11 protein-coding genes are annotated in these 14,216 nt (G+C 69.8%); 8 read left to right on the forward strand and 3 right to left on the reverse strand.

The genetic code is table 11. The features are described from left to right. The first annotated feature begins 20 nt into the window (after window positions 1–20). Both alr and LG391_RS01925 read left to right on the forward strand, forming a co-directional pair. A complete protein-coding gene (gene alr / locus LG391_RS01920; RefSeq protein WP_225765510.1) occupies window positions 21–1,181 on the forward strand; it encodes an alanine racemase in 1,161 nt (386 codons plus the stop codon). Continuing rightward, entirely contained in the window at window positions 1,178–2,503 is a 1,326-nt protein-coding gene (locus LG391_RS01925) for a D-amino acid dehydrogenase (RefSeq protein ID WP_225765512.1), read from the forward strand. The genes alr and LG391_RS01925 overlap by 4 nt, the downstream gene beginning before the upstream one ends. Before the next feature lie 17 nt (window positions 2,504–2,520). Here LG391_RS01925 and LG391_RS01930 read toward each other — a convergent pair whose 3' ends face one another. The 3 genes from LG391_RS01930 to LG391_RS01940 form a co-directional block, all read right to left on the reverse strand. After that, window positions 2,521–4,059 carry a calcium-binding protein gene (locus LG391_RS01930; protein WP_225765514.1) on the reverse strand — a complete coding sequence of 513 codons (1,539 nt, stop codon included), beginning with the start codon at window positions 4,057–4,059 and terminating at the stop codon, window positions 2,521–2,523. A 172-nt stretch (window positions 4,060–4,231) separates the two neighbouring features. Next, complete coding sequence (locus LG391_RS01935) at window positions 4,232–4,564, reverse strand: protealysin inhibitor emfourin (protein ID WP_225765516.1); 333 nt, start codon at window positions 4,562–4,564, stop codon at window positions 4,232–4,234. A gap of 27 nt (window positions 4,565–4,591) precedes the next feature. Beyond that, window positions 4,592–5,665: a M4 family metallopeptidase gene (locus LG391_RS01940; protein ID WP_225765518.1), complete on the reverse strand. Its 1,074-nt coding sequence runs from the start codon at window positions 5,663–5,665 to the stop codon at window positions 4,592–4,594. A gap of 258 nt (window positions 5,666–5,923) precedes the next feature. Between LG391_RS01940 and LG391_RS01945 the strand changes: the two genes are divergently transcribed. From LG391_RS01945 to ampC, 6 genes are all read left to right on the forward strand, one after another. After that, a complete protein-coding gene (locus tag LG391_RS01945) occupies window positions 5,924–6,451 on the forward strand; it encodes a MarR family winged helix-turn-helix transcriptional regulator (RefSeq protein WP_225765519.1) in 528 nt (175 codons plus the stop codon). 59 nt (window positions 6,452–6,510) lie between these two features. Further along, window positions 6,511–7,677 carry an efflux RND transporter periplasmic adaptor subunit gene (locus tag LG391_RS01950; protein ID WP_225765529.1) on the forward strand — a complete coding sequence of 389 codons (1,167 nt, stop codon included), beginning with the start codon at window positions 6,511–6,513 and terminating at the stop codon, window positions 7,675–7,677. Beyond that, on the forward strand, window positions 7,674–10,799 hold the full coding sequence (locus tag LG391_RS01955; protein WP_225765531.1) for an efflux RND transporter permease subunit: 3,126 nt from the start codon (window positions 7,674–7,676) through the stop codon (window positions 10,797–10,799). Before LG391_RS01950 ends, LG391_RS01955 begins: the two co-directional genes overlap by 4 nt. A 125-nt stretch (window positions 10,800–10,924) precedes the next feature. Further along, complete coding sequence (locus tag LG391_RS01960; protein WP_225765533.1) at window positions 10,925–11,731, forward strand: sulfite exporter TauE/SafE family protein; 807 nt, start codon at window positions 10,925–10,927, stop codon at window positions 11,729–11,731. 165 nt (window positions 11,732–11,896) lie between these two features. Further along, on the forward strand, window positions 11,897–12,790 hold the full coding sequence (gene bla / locus LG391_RS01965; RefSeq protein WP_225765535.1) for a class A beta-lactamase: 894 nt from the start codon (window positions 11,897–11,899) through the stop codon (window positions 12,788–12,790). Window positions 12,791–13,028: 238 nt separating this feature from the next. Continuing rightward, window positions 13,029–14,204 carry a class C beta-lactamase gene (ampC, locus tag LG391_RS01970; RefSeq protein ID WP_374200729.1) on the forward strand — a complete coding sequence of 392 codons (1,176 nt, stop codon included), beginning with the start codon at window positions 13,029–13,031 and terminating at the stop codon, window positions 14,202–14,204. Window positions 14,205–14,216: the final 12 nt, after the last annotated feature.

A 14,216-nucleotide genomic window follows, 5' to 3' on the forward strand; every position in this document is an offset into this window, starting at 1 on the left:
TCCCCTGCGGTTCGGCCCCGATGACCACTTCCCTTGCCGACGCCTCCGGCGCCACGCTGATCGTCGATCTGGCCGCGATCCGCGAGAATTATCGTGCGCTGCGCCGCCGCCTCGGCCGCGCCGCCTGCGCCGCAGTGCTGAAGGCCGACGCCTACGGGCTGGGCGCCGACCGGATCGCGCCGGTCCTGGCCGCGGAAGGATGCCGCCACTTCTTCGTCGCCCATCTCGAGGAGGGCATAGCCCTTCGGCCTCGCGTGCCGGAGGCGGCGGAGGTGTTCGTGCTGCACGGGCCGATGCCGGGCTGCGAGGACATCGCCCTGGCCCACCGCCTGACCCCTGTGCTGAACAGCCTGGAGCAGGTCGAGGGTTGGACCGGCCTGGCGCGCCGCCTCGGGCGGGCGCTGCCGGCGGTGCTGCAGCTCGACACCGGCATGTCGCGCATGGGGCTGTCGCCGGCCGAGTTGGACCGGATCGTCGATGAGCCGCGGCGCCTCGACAGTCTCGACCTGCGCCTGGTGATGAGCCACCTGGCCTGCGCCGAGCGGCAGGACCACCCGGCCAACGGCACCCAGCGCCTGCGCTTCGACGTGGCCCGCCGCCGCCTGCCGCAGGCCCCGGCGGCGCTGGCCAACTCCTCCGGCATCTTCCTCGGCCCCGACTTCCACTACGACATGGCCCGGCCCGGCGCGGCGCTGTACGGGCTAACCCCGGTCGCCGGCGCGCCGAACCCGCTGCGCCCGGTGGTGCGGCTGCAGGCCCGGATCGTCCAGCTGCGCAGCATCGCCGCCGGCGACGAGGTCGGCTACGGCCTGACCTGGCGCGCCGATGGGCCGCGCCGCATCGCCACCGTGGCGGTGGGTTATGCCGACGGCTTCCCCCGCAGCCTTAGCAACGCCGGCATCGCGCATTTCGGCGACGCCGCCCTGCCGATCGTCGGTGCCGTGTCGATGGATTCGCTCGGCCTCGACGTCTCGGCCCTGCCGGAGGGCGCGCTGCGCCCCGGTGCGATGGTCGAGCTGATCGGGCCGCATCGCAGCGTCGATGCCATCGCCGCCGATGCCGGCACCATCGGCTACGAGATCCTGACCCGGCTCGGCCGCCGCTTCCGTCGCGAGTACCGCGACGGCCAGCCATCCCCTGCCCCCTCGTCCACCCTGGTTCTCGAAGGAGTTCCGTCGTGAAGGTCATCGTCCTCGGCGCCGGCGTCATCGGCGTGACCACCGCCTGGTACCTCGCCCGCGCCGGCCACGAGGTGACGGTGGTCGACCGGCAGGACGGGCCGGCGAACGAGACCAGCTTCGCCAATGCCGGCCAGGTCTCGCCCGGCTATTCCGCGCCCTGGGCCGCCCCCGGCGTGCCGCTGAAGGCGATCAAATGGATGCTGATGGAGCACAGCCCCTTCGTGCTGCGCCCGCAGCTGGACACCCGGCAGTGGCTGTGGCTGGCGCAGATGCTGCGCAACTGCACCGCCGCCCGCTACGCCGTGAACAAGGAGCGGATGGTCCGCCTGGCGGAATACAGCCGCGACTGCCTGCGCCAGCTGCGCGCCGACACCGGCATCGCCTATGACGACCGGGCCCAGGGCACGCTGCAGCTGTTCCGCACCCAGAAGCAGGTCGACGCCGCGGCCAAGGACATCGCCGTGCTGCAGGAGGCCGGGGTGCCCTACGAGGTGCTGGACCCGGCCGGCTGCGCCACCGCCGAGCCCGCCCTCGCCGCGGTGAAGGACAAGCTGGCCGGCGGCCTGCGCCTGCCGGGCGACGAGACCGGCGACTGCTTCAAGTTCACCAACACCCTGGCGAAGCTGGCCGAGGGGCTGGGCGTCACCTTCCGCTGGGGCGCCCGCATCGCCGCGCTGATGACCGACGGCAACCGCATCGGCGGCGTGGCGCTGGAGGACGGCGAGACCCTGCGCGCCGATGGCTATGTCCTGGCGCTGGGCAGCTATTCGCCGCTGCTCTTGAAGCCGCTGGGAATCCAGATCCCGGTCTATCCGGTCAAGGGCTACTCGATCACCGTGCCGATCACCGAGGCCGCAGGGGCCCCCGTCTCGACCGTGATGGACGAGACCTACAAGGTCGCGATCACCCGGCTGGGCGACCGCATCCGCGTCGGCGGCACCGCCGAGCTGGCGGGCTACAGCAGCAAGCTGTGGGACGCCCGTCGGCGGACGCTGGAGCATTCGGTCACCGACCTGTTCCCGGCGGGCGGCGATGTCTCCCGCGCCAGCTTCTGGACCGGCATGCGGCCGATGACGCCGGACGGCACCCCGGTGGTCGGCCGCACGCCCTATGGCAACCTGTTCCTCAACACCGGCCACGGCACGCTGGGCTGGACCATGGCCTGCGGCTCCGGCCGGGTGATGTCGGACATCGTCTCCGGCCGCCGCGCCGAGATCGACCTGGAAGGGCTGGCGATGGACCGCTACCGCTGGGCCGACCTGACCGGCATCCGCGGCCCGAAGGGCCGCCCGGCCGCCGCGCCGGTGCCGCAGGCGGGGTAAATCGCCAGCCGCCGCGGTCAGAGCACGAAATCGGCGGCGACCAGGCCGATCGAGCCGGTGAGCTGGATGTGGAAGTCGGAGGCGCCGTCGCCGTCGACGTCGCCGCCGATGGTAGTGACGCCTCCGACGACGACGTAGCGCAGCTGGCCGGCAACGCCGGTATAGGTCGCCGTGCCGATGAAGCTGAAGGCCTGGTCGCCGGCCACGGCCGTGTTGGCGTCGATTCCCTCCAGGTCGATGTGGTCGCCCTGGGCGTGGCTGAAATCGGTGATCCGGTCGGCTCCGGCGCCGACCGGGCTCTGCGCCGTATTGCCATAGACGAAGCGGTCGGCGCCGGCGCCTCCGGTCAGCATGTCCTTGCCGCCCGCGCCGGTGAGCACGTCGTTGCCGTTCCAGCCCAGCAGCGTGTTCGCCCCGGTGTCCCCGACCAGGCTGTCATTGCCCTGGCCGCCGGAGAGGTTCTCGATCGCGCTCAGAAAATCGCCCGCGGCGTCGCCGGCGCTGCCCGAGCCCGTCACCAGATTGATCACGACCCCGGCCGAACTCGTATAATAGCTTGCGGTGTCGGTGCCGTTGCCGCCGTAGAGGCTGTCCGCGCCGACCCCGCCGCGCAGCAGATCGTCGCCGTCGTCCCCGGAGAGATAGTCGTTTCCGGCGTCCCCGGAGAGGGTGTCGCTGCCGGAGCCGCCATAGAGACTGTCGTAGTCTCCGCCACCGGAGAGCGCGTCGTCGCCATCGTTGCCGTTGAGGCTGTTGCTGCTGGCATTTCCGGTGAGCGAGTCGTCATGCTGGCTGCCGGTGACGTTCTCGAAATTCGAGAAGGTGTCACCCTGCGCATGGCCGCCGCTCGCGGTCCCAAACGCCAGGTTCACCGCCACCGCGGCTGCGGAGGAATAGTAGGACAGGCTATCGCCGGAGGCGCCGCCATTGAGTGTATCGGCGCCGGCACCGCCCTCGATATAGTCATAGCCGTCGCCGCCGGAGATGGTGTCGGCGCCGGCGCCGCCATAGAGGGAGTCGCCGCCGCTGTCTCCGTAGAGCGAATCGTTCCCGTCGTCGCCGTTGAGATAGTCGCTGCCGCTGCCGCCGTGGAATATGTCATTGCCAAGGCCGCCATAGCCGCCGTCGCGACCGCTGCCGCCGTTGAACGTGTCGTTCCCGGCATTGCCGGAAAAGGAATCGTCGCCGTCCCCCGCGGTCACGACGTCGTCGCCGGATCCGAGATAGAAGTACAGCCTCTCGAAATTGGTGAATTGTACGCCGTTGGAAGCGGTCGTGGTCGCCCCCGGCGTCGTGTTGGTCGTGACGGTGAACGCCGTCGAACCGCTCGTATAGTAGAATTGAAGGAGGTCCTGCCCGGTGCCGCCATTGATGGTATCGGCGCCGGCATAGGTGACGACATAGTCGTCGCCGGTTCCCCCGTCGATCGTGTCCACCGAACTGACGCTGTAGTCGCCGTCGTAGATCGTATCGTCGCCCCCGGCGCCGGTGATCTGATCGCTGGAGGATGTGCCGTAGAGATTATCGTCGCCCGAGGTTCCCGGAATGATGGACATCGCTGCATCTCCTTAAACATTAAGGAATAAGCCTCGACTCCATGCTCCAGGACAGGATGTTTTGTTTATAATTATGGCTTAATTGCGAATGTTTCGTGCGTTCCGTGTGCCCTGGCTCATGCCCAGACCGTCGGGCCTGTGGAGTGCGAAAGGAACCGATCCGAAGCGCCGACTATGACCGCCGGCTCGCCCGCGCCGCCCGGACTTGGTCCAGCAGGCAGCGGACCAGGTCCTTCAGCGCCGGGTCGGCGATCGGCTCGGCCAGCTCGAGCGTGCGGCTGCGGCCGCCCTCGTCGATCGTCACGGTGAACTGCCGGGCGTCCGGCATCGGCCGCGACAGGCTTTCCGGCGCCGCGGGCCGGTCGAGGACATGGGCGTCGCGGACCAGCGCCTCGATCCGGGCGGCTTCCGCCGGCGGCAGCGCCGCCAGGTCCAGCACCACCGGCTCGGCCAGCCCCGGCGCATAGAACAGGCCCGTGCTCGACATCGCGAAGGTGATCCGCATCGTCCGCTCCTGCCCCTCCCCGGGGCGTCAGCCGGTCGGGACGCCGACCTGCTTCCAGGCGTCGGCCACGGCCTTGGCCTCGGCCTTCTTCACGCCGGGCAGCCGCCCCGCCACATCCACCGTCACGGCGGCGAAATCGGCGAATTTCGTGGTCTCGGTCACCCGGGCGTCACGCAGGGCATCGTACCAGATGCGGCCCGCCTTCTCCCAGGCATGGCCGCCGATGGCGGTCGCAGCGAGGTAGAAGGCCCGGTTCGGGATGCCGGAATTGATGTGGACACCGCCATTGTCCTGCATCGTGTCGACATAGTCGTCCATGTGGCCGGGCTGGCGGTCCTTCCCCAGCACCGGATCGTCATAGGCGGTGCCCGGCGCCTTCATCGAGCGCAGGCCCACGCCCTGCACCTTGGCGGTGAACAGCCCCTCGCCGATGATCCAGTCGGCCTCCTCGGCGGTCTGCTTCAGCACCCATTGCTTGACCAGCGATCCCCAGACATCGGACAGGGATTCGTTCAGCGCCCCCGGCTGCTGCATATAGACGAGGCCAGCCTCGTCCTCGGTGACGCCGTGGCCGAGCTCGTGGCCGATGACGTCGAGCGAGGCGGTGAAGCGGTTGAACAGGTCGCCGTCGCCATCGCCGAACACCATGCGCTGGCCGTTCCAGAAGGCGTTGTTGTAGTCCTCGCCGTAATGGACCGTGGCGTCGAGCGCCATGCCGTCGTCGTTGATCGAGTTGCGGCGATACGCCTCGAAGAAGAAGTCGAAGGTGTGGCCCAGGCCGTCATAGGCCTCGTCGACCGCGACGTCGCCCGACGGGTCCTGCCCTTCGGCGCGCACCAGCGTGCCCGGCAGGGTCTCGCCGTTGCCGGCAGTGTAGATGCTGCGCTGGCGCGATGGCGGCAGGGCCAGCTTGCGGCTGCGGCGCGCCGCCACCGACTGCGCCACCTCCAGCCGGACGCGCATGGTGCGGAACGTCGTGTCGATGCCGAGCGCCCGGCTGGCGGCCGCCTTCTGCGCCCTGCTGCCGTTGGCGAGAATCTCGCGCAACAGATAGGGCGGCAGGATGCAGAAGATCGAGTGGCGATGGTGTCGGGTGCACATGCGGATCTCCCTTCCCGGCCTGTGACCGGATAAACCACGATGATCCCCTTCGTTCCCGGAAAGCTTTCCTGGATTCCAGGGATCCACGTCGTCGTTGCAGGGCTGGCGGCGGTGTTCGGCCCAGCCGTCGTCGGTCCATTGGCGCCGCCTCCGTGGCCGGCGAAACGGCGGACGGAGCTCCGGCTTTGATCGCAGTATCGACCATGATTGAATAGAACAAAAACAGAACATTCAGGCAAGGAGAATCATGTCGCGACGATGCACACGCTCATCGGCAGGGCCACTGCACTTGACGATACGTTCATATGCACCTATTTGAAGGGCATGCCGCTTTCGCAAACCCTCGACGCCGAGACCGCCGACCTCATCGCCCGCACCTGCCTGTGCCAGCACGTCCAGCGGGCGGGGCGGATCATCGGCCGTCGTTTCGATGAAGCGTTCCGGTCGCTCGGGATCAACAACTGGCAGTTCTCCGTCCTCATCGCGCTCAAGCATCTCCGGTCCCCGACCATCGGCGAACTGGCGGAGACGCTGGGAATGGACCGCACGACCCTGACCAAGAACCTGAAGCCGCTCGCCCGGCGCGGGCTTCTGGACGTGTCCACCGACGAGCGCGACGCACGCGCGCGGCGCATCGCCCTGACCGAAGCCGGCGAAGAGATCCTCGCCGGCGCCAAGGAAGGCTGGCAGCAGGCCCAGCAGGCCGTCACGGCCGGCTTCCCGCCGGAAGAGCTCGCGCAGCTGACAGCCTCGCTGGAGCGCTTCCGTCCCGTGGACAGGGGCTGAACGATGGATGTGAAGCGCAAGTGTTTGGCCAATATGTGCATATGCACTGGTTTCCCTGTATGCGCCCGATCCCGCCTCCCACGGCGCCTGCCCCAGTTGTCGGATTTCCGCTCATGAACAAGAAGCACCTCCTGCTCTCCCTGGCTCTTTCGCTGCTGGCGATCGGCGCGGCGGGCGTCCTCGTGGTGTCCGGTTCGGCCGAAGGACGGAGGGCGCAGGACGATCCGCGCAGCGCCCCGCCGGTCGTCGCGATCGCCGAAGCCAGGACGGTCGGCCATGTCGAGCGCGCCTTCACCGGCTCGATCTCGGCGCGGGTGCAGAGCAATCTCGGCTTCCGCGTGCCCGGCAAGATCGTCGAACGCCTGGTCGATGTCGGCGAGCGCGTCGCCGCCGGCCAGCCGCTCATGCGCATCGACGAGAATGACCTGCGCCTTGCGTTGACGGCCAGGCAGAACGCGGTCGCCGCCGCCCGCGCGGTGGCGGTGCAGGCCCGCGCGGACGACAGGAGATACGCCGACCTCGTGGCCAAGGGATGGGCGACGAAGCAGCGCCATGAGCAGGCCAGGGCGGCGCTGGACTCCGCCGAGGCGCAGCTCGCCGCCGCCGAAGCCGAAGCCAGGGTCGCGGCGAACGAGGCCGAGTACTCGACCCTCGAGGCCGACGCGGACGGCATCGTCGTGGAGACGCTCGGCGAGCCCGGCCAGGTCGTCGCGGCCGGACAGGTGGTGGTGCGGCTCGCCCATGCCGGGCCCCGCGAGGCCACCGTCGCGCTTCCCGAGACGGTCAGGCTGGCCATGGGCTCGCGGGCGGAGGCGAGTGTCTACGGCGTCGACCAGCGGCGCTGGCCCGCCCGCCTGCGACAGCTGTCGGATTCGGCCGATCCGCAGACCCGGACCTACGAAGCGCGCTACGTGCTGGACGGCGATGCGGCGTCGGCGCCGCTGGGCGCGACGGTGACGCTGTGGATCGCGGATGCCGATGCCGCCGACGCCGTCGAGGTCCCGATCGGCGCCGTCCTGGACGACGGCGGCAAGCCCGGTGTCTGGGTCATCGACCAGGCCACGTCCACGGTCGGCTTCCGGCCGGTGACGATACGCCGGCTCGGCGGGGAGACCGCGATCGTATCGGGCCTCGAGCCCGGCGAGCGGATCGCGGCCCTGGGGGCCCACCTTCTTCATGAGGGCGAGACCGTCCGCACTCTTGTCGCAAAGGCGGATACGCCATGAGCTTCAATCTCTCGGCGCTCGCCGTTCGCGAACGTTCGGTGACGCTGTTCTTCATCATCGCGATCGCGATCGCCGGCGCCATCGCCTTCCTCAAGCTCGGCCGCGCCGAGGATCCCGCCTTCACCGTGAAAGTGCTGACCGTCACCACCGCCTGGCCGGGCGCGACGGCGCAGGAGATGCAGGACCTCGTCGCCGAGCCGCTCGAGAAGCGCCTCCAGGAGCTGCAATGGTACGACCGGGTCGAGACCATGACGCGGCCCGGGCTCGCCTTCATGACGCTCACCCTGAAGGACAGCACCCCGCCGGCCCAGGTGCAGGAGCAGTTCTACCAGGCCCGCAAGAAGCTGGGCGACGAGGCCCGGAACCTGCCCGCCGGAGCCGTGGGCCCGTTCGTCAACGACGAGTACTCGGACGTCAGCTTCGCGCTCTATGCGCTGAAGGCCAAAGGCATGCCGATGCGCGCGCTGGTCAGGCAGGCCGAGACCATCCGCCAGCAGCTCCTCCATGTGCCCGGCATCAAGAAGATCGCCATTCTCGGCGAGCGGCCGGAACGGATCTTCGTCGAGTTCTCCTATGCCAAGCTGGTCACCCTCGGCGTCTCGGCGCAGGACATCTTCGCCGCCCTCCAGCGGCAGAACGCGGTGACGCCGGCGGGTTCGATCGACACCGAGGGACCGCAGGTCTTCATCCGTCTCGACGGCGCCTATGACGACCTCCGGAAGATCGCCGACACGCCGATCGCCGCCGGCGGCCGCACGCTCAAGCTCTCCGACATTGCCGATGTCCGGCGCGGATACGAGGACCCGGCGACCTTCATCATCCGCCACCAGGGCGAGCCGGCACTGATGCTGTCCGTGGTGATGCAGGACGGCTGGAACGGCCTCGACCTCGGCCGGGCGCTGGAGGCGGAGACGGCGAAGATCGCCGGCGCCCTGCCGCTCGGGCTCAGCCTGACCAAGGTGACCGACCAGGCCGTGAACATCACGGAGTCCATCGACGAGTTCATGCTGAAGTTCGTCATGGCGCTCGGGGTCGTGCTGCTGGTCAGCCTGGTCAGCCTCGGCTGGCGGGTCGGCATCGTGGTCGCTGCCGCGGTCCCCCTCACCCTCGCGGTCGTCTTCCTCGTCATGCTGGAGACCGGCCGGTTCTTCGACCGCATCACGCTCGGCGCCCTGATCCTCGCGCTCGGGCTGCTGGTCGACGACGCCATCATCGCCATCGAGGTGATGGTGGTGAAGATGGAGGAAGGCATGGGCCGGATCGCGGCCGCGGCCTATGCCTGGAGCCACACGGCGGCGCCGATGCTGTCGGGGACGCTGGTGACGGTGGTCGGGCTCATGCCGGTCGGCTTCGCGCGCTCGACCGCCGGCGAATATGCCGGCAACATCTTCTGGATCGTGGGCTTCGCCCTGATCGCCTCCTGGGTCGTGGCGGTCGCCTTCACGCCCTATCTGGGCGTGAAGCTGCTGCCCGAGATCAAGCCGGTCGAAGGCGGGCACCACGCCATCTACGACACGCCGAACTACCGCCGCCTGCGCCAGGTCATCGCCTTCGCCGTGCGTCACAAGTTCCTCACCTGCGGCGCGGTGGGCGTGGTCTTCGCGCTCTCCGTCATCGGCATGGGCGCGGTGAAGCAGCAGTTCTTCCCGACCTCCGACCGTCCCGAGGTGCTGGTCGAGGTGCGCATGCCGGAGGGCACGAGCATCGAGACGACGGAGCGGACGGTCGAGACGGTCGAGCGCTGGCTGGCGGACCAGCCGGAGGCCAAGATCGTCACGAGCTATGTCGGCCAGGGCGCGCCGCGCTTCTTCCTGGCCATGTCCCCGGAACTGCCCGATCCCGCCTTCGCCAAGATCGTCATCCTGACCCCCGCCGGGGAGGCCCGCGAAGCCCTGAAGCGCCGGCTGCGCACGGCCGTGGCCAAAGGGCTCGCGCCCGAAGCCTATCTGCGCATCACCCAGCTGATGTTCGGCCCCTACACGCCGTTTCCGGTCGAGTTCCGGATCATGGGGCCGGATGCCGGCGAGCTGCGCCGGATCTCCGAGCAGGCGCTCGCCATCATGCGGGGCGTTCCCGACGTGCGGCAGGCCAATCGCGACTGGGGCAACCGCGTGCCGACCCTGCGCTATGTCCTCGACCAGGACCGGCTGCGCCTCATCGGCCTGTCGCCGGCGGAAGCGGCGCAGCAGCTGCAGTTCCTGCTCACCGGCGTCGCCGTCACGCAGGTCCGCGAGAACATCCGCACCGTCGACGTCGTCGCCCGCAGCGCCGGCGGAGAGCGGCTCGACCCTGCCCGGCTCGCCGACTTCTCGCTCACCAGCCGCGACGGGCGCCTGATCCCGCTCGCCCAGATCGGCCATGCCGAGGTGCGCATGGAAGACCCGATCCTGAAGCGGCGCGACCGGACCCCGACGATCGCCGTCCGCTCCGACATCGGCGAGGCCGCCCAGCCGCCCGAAGTCTCGCTGCGCGTCATGCAGGCCCTGCAGCCGCTGATCGCCTCGCTGCCGGAGGGTTACCGCATCGAGATGGGCGGCTCGATCGAGGAGGCGGGGAAGGCGAACGCCGCGCTCGCCACCGTGTTCCCGATCATGGTCGCCCTGATGCTGGTCCTCATCATGCTGCAGGTCCGCTCCTTCTCGGCGACCGCGATGGTGATGCTGACCGCCCCGCTGGGCCTCGTCGGCGCCGTGCCGGTCCTGCTCGCCTTCAACCAGCCCTTCGGCTTCAACGCCATCCTGGGTCTGATCGGGCTCGCCGGCATCCTGATGCGCAACACGCTGATCCTGATCGGACAGATCAAGGAGAACAGGGATGCCGGGCTCGACGACTATCACGCCGTGGTCGAGGCGACCGTGCAGCGCGCCCGGCCGGTCATCCTGACGGCGCTCGCCGCCGTGCTGGCCTTCATCCCCCTCACCCATTCGGTCTTCTGGGGATCCATGGCCTACACGCTGATCGGCGGGACGGCCATCGGCACCGTGCTCATCCTGCTCTTCCTGCCGGCGCTCTACGCCGCCTGGTTCCGCGTGAAGCCGGCGGATGCGGTCTCGCTGGAAGCGGGGGCCGACGTTGGCCGCGGACACCGGGAGGCCATCCCCGCCCCTGCCGGCGCCGAGTGACGCGCTCATCCACAGCCGCGAGAGGACATGTCGCCCGCAACCGGGCCGCGACCTCCGGTTGATGCCGGCCGTCCGTCCCATAAGCCGGCTTGTGCCGATGCGTTATGTCCGGCTAACTACAACGCATGGACCCGGCTCAATCCGCAGCGTCCCGACGCAGCCTCCCGGCAGGCTTCCTCGGAGGAGCGGCGATCGGAACGCTCGGCGGGCTGATCGGCTTGGGCGGCGCCGAATTCCGGCTGCCGCTGCTGATCGGCCTGTTCCGTTTCAGGGCGCTGGAAGCGGTCATTCTCAACAAGGCCATGAGCCTTGTTGTCGTCGCCTCGGCGCTGCTGTTCAGGACGCGAGCCGTGCCGGTCGACGACGTGCTCTCCCACTGGCCGGTCGTCGCCAATCTGCTGGCGGGCAGCCTCCTCGGCGCCTGGTTCGGCGCGGGCTGGGCAACGCGTCTGCGCTCGGACACCCTCTACAAGGTGATCGCGGTCCTGCTCGCGGCCATCGCCGCCGTGCTGCTGCTCGAGCATCGGATCGCGGGCGGCGCCGCATTGTTCGCCGGGCCGACGCAGCTGGTGGCGGGTGTCGTTGCCGGCTTCGGGATCGGGATCTTCGCGGCCATCCTGGGCGTCGCCGGGGGCGAGCTCCTGATCCCGACCCTGGTGCTGCTGTTCGGGACGGACATCAAGCTCGCCGGGAGCCTCTCCCTCGCCGTGAGCCTGCCGACGATGCTCGTCGGCTTCGCGCGCTACAGCCGGGACCAGAGCTTCGGCGTGCTCGGCCGCAATCGGCGATTCGTGCTGGTGATGGCCGTCGGCTCCATCGCCGGCAGCTTTATCGGCGGTCTGCTGCTCGGCGTGGTGCCGGGCGCGATCCTGCTGCCGATCCTGGCGGCGATCCTCGCCATCTCGGCCGTCAAGGTCTGGCAGCACGGATAACGCGCCTCGCCGCCCCGGTCTTGGCCAACATTGGCTCATGCCTATGCGAAGTATTCCTCGTTTGGCTGAGGGCATCGCTTCCGCTTATCCAGGAGATCGACGGCGGCCGACGACATGGCGCCGTTCCGGACGAAAGCTCCGGCACCCCGATTCATGGAGACAGGATTGACGATCCCGGTATCGCGCCGCTGGGCGCTTGCCAGCTCTCTGCTCGTCCCCGCGCTCGCCGCCTTCCCGGCCGCGGCGCGGGCCCAGGCCGGCGGTGATGCCGAGGCGCGGCTCGCCGAGCTCGAGCGCGCCCATGGCGGCCGCATCGGCGTCGCCGCGCTCGATCTCGCGACCGGCGCGCGCATCGGGCATCGGGCCGATGAGCGCTTCCTGCTGTGCAGCACCTTCAAGGCCCTGGCCGCGGCCTTCGTCCTCGCCCGCGTCGACCAGAAGAAGGAACGGCTGGACCGCCGCGTCGTGTTCTCGCGCAAGGAACTCGTGGCCGGCGTGTCCACGGTGACCGAACGCCGCGTCGGCGGGGCCGGCATGACGGTGGCCGAGCTCTGCGACGCGGCCGTGACCTACAGCGACAACACGGCGGGCAACCTCCTGCTCGCCAGCTTCGGCGGCCCGGCGGGACTGACCGCCTTCCTGCGGTCGATCGGCGACGCGACCTCGCGGCTGGACCGCATCGAGCCGGAGCTGAACGCCTATGCCGCCCCCGGCGATCCGCGCGACACCACGACGCCGGCGGCGATGCTGCAGACGCTGCGGGCGCTGCTGTTCGGCGACGCGCTCTCCCCGTCCTCGCGCGCCCAGCTGGCGGCCTGGCTGATCACCAACAAGACCGGCGACGCCCGGCTGCGGGCCGGCTTCCCGGCGGACTGGCTGGTCGGCGACAAGACCGGGACCGGCGGGAACAAGGAGGGCAGCGTCAACGACGTCGCCGTCGCCTGGACGCCGCAGCGCGGCGCAGTCATCGTCGCCGCCTATTGCGAGCTGCCGTCGAAATCGATGGCGCAGCAGAACCCGGTGATCGCCGAGATCGGCCGCATTGTCGCCGGGGCCTGACCCCGGCTCGCCCCTGCCCGTCCCCGCACCCCGAGGAGCCCCCATGCGACCGATCCGGGAGATCCGGTGCGACGCCGATCTCGACGAGGTGGTGCGGCGCTGCGAGCTGCGCTGGCGCGCCGTCGAGCAGGGGCTGCCGGAGGCCGAGATCGCCGCCCTGCTGGCGCTCGGCCTCGACCGGGCGGAGGCGCGGCTGCGCACGACCATCCGTCATCAACATCAGGACGCCGAATCCGCCATGAGACGCATCTTGCTGCCGAAGCTCGGAGCCCTCGCGACCGCCGCCCTGCTCCTCGGCACGCCCGCCAACGCTGCCGACGTCCCCAGCCGGGACCGGCTCGAGAGCGTCGTCCGGGACGCGGTCGCGCCGGTCCTGAAGGAGAACGACATTCCCGGCATGGCCGTGGCGGTCACGGCCCAGGGGAAGCAGTACTTCTTCAACTATGGGGTCGCCGCCAGGGAGAGCGGCCAGAAGGTCACCGAGGACACGCTGTTCGAGATCGGCTCGGTCAGCAAGACCTTCACCGCTGTCCTCGGCGCCGCCGCGCAGCTGCGCGGGACCCTGTCCCTTTCCGACAGCGCCAGCCAGCACCTGCCGGCCCTCGCCGGAAGCGCCTTCGACCGGATCAGCCTGCTCGATCTCGCGACCTACACGGCGGGCGGCCTGCCGCTGCAGTTCCCGGACGGCGTCACCGACCAGGACGGGATGATCGCCTTCTATCGGGGCTGGCGCCCGGCCTATGCCGCCGGCACCCACCGGCTGTACTCGAACCCCAGCATCGGCCTGTTCGGCGCCCTCGCCGCCCGGAGCCTGAACAGGCCGTTCGACGACCTGATGGAGCAGGAGATCTTCCCGGGGCTGGGCCTGACCCGGACCTACATCCGTGTCCCGCGCGACCAGATGGACCGCTACGCCTGGGGCGTCTCGAGATCCGGCCGGCCGGTCCGGGTGACGCCGGGCATGCTGGATTCGGAAGCCTATGGCGTGAAGACGACCGCGGCCGACATGATCCGGTTCGTCGAGGCGAATATGGGCGGCGGGGCGCTGGACGACACGCTCCGGCGCGCCATCGCCGCGACCCATGCCGGCTATTACCGGGTCGGCGACATGACCCAGGGCCTGGGCTGGGAGATGTATGCCTGGCCGATCGGCCTCGACCGGCTGCTGGCGGGCAACTCCTCCGAGATGAGCCAGAAGGCCCATGCCGTCACCCGGCTGGACCCGCCGCTGCCGCCGCAGGACGACGTGCTGATCAACAAGACCGGCTCGACCAACGGCTTCGGCGCCTATGTCGCCTTCGTTCCGGCCCGCGGCATCGGCGTGGTGATCCTGGCGAACCGCGCCTATCCGATCGCGGCGCGGGTGAAAGCCGCCTACCGGATCCTGGCGGCGCTGGACGACGAGGCGGGCTGACGAAACGCGAGA

This window comes from Inquilinus sp. Marseille-Q2685 (genome assembly GCF_916619195.1).
GTDB lineage: Bacteria > Pseudomonadota > Alphaproteobacteria > DSM-16000 > Inquilinaceae > Inquilinus.

Excerpts from the sequence above, each read along its gene's own strand:
- alr (WP_225765510.1), top strand. The coding sequence starts at position 21 with ATGACCACTTCCCTTGCCGACGCCTCCGGCGCCACGCTGATCGTCGAT.
- LG391_RS01930 (WP_225765514.1), bottom strand. The coding sequence starts at position 4,059 with ATGTCCATCATTCCGGGAACCTCGGGCGACGATAATCTCTACGGCACA.
- LG391_RS01935 (WP_225765516.1), bottom strand. The coding sequence starts at position 4,564 with ATGCGGATCACCTTCGCGATGTCGAGCACGGGCCTGTTCTATGCGCCG.
- LG391_RS01940 (WP_225765518.1), bottom strand. The coding sequence starts at position 5,665 with ATGTGCACCCGACACCATCGCCACTCGATCTTCTGCATCCTGCCGCCC.
- LG391_RS01945 (WP_225765519.1), top strand. The coding sequence starts at position 5,924 with ATGCACACGCTCATCGGCAGGGCCACTGCACTTGACGATACGTTCATA.
- LG391_RS01950 (WP_225765529.1), top strand. The coding sequence starts at position 6,511 with ATGCGCCCGATCCCGCCTCCCACGGCGCCTGCCCCAGTTGTCGGATTT.
- LG391_RS01955 (WP_225765531.1), top strand. The coding sequence starts at position 7,674 with ATGAGCTTCAATCTCTCGGCGCTCGCCGTTCGCGAACGTTCGGTGACG.
- LG391_RS01960 (WP_225765533.1), top strand. The coding sequence starts at position 10,925 with ATGGACCCGGCTCAATCCGCAGCGTCCCGACGCAGCCTCCCGGCAGGC.
- ampC (WP_374200729.1), top strand. The coding sequence starts at position 13,029 with ATGAGACGCATCTTGCTGCCGAAGCTCGGAGCCCTCGCGACCGCCGCC.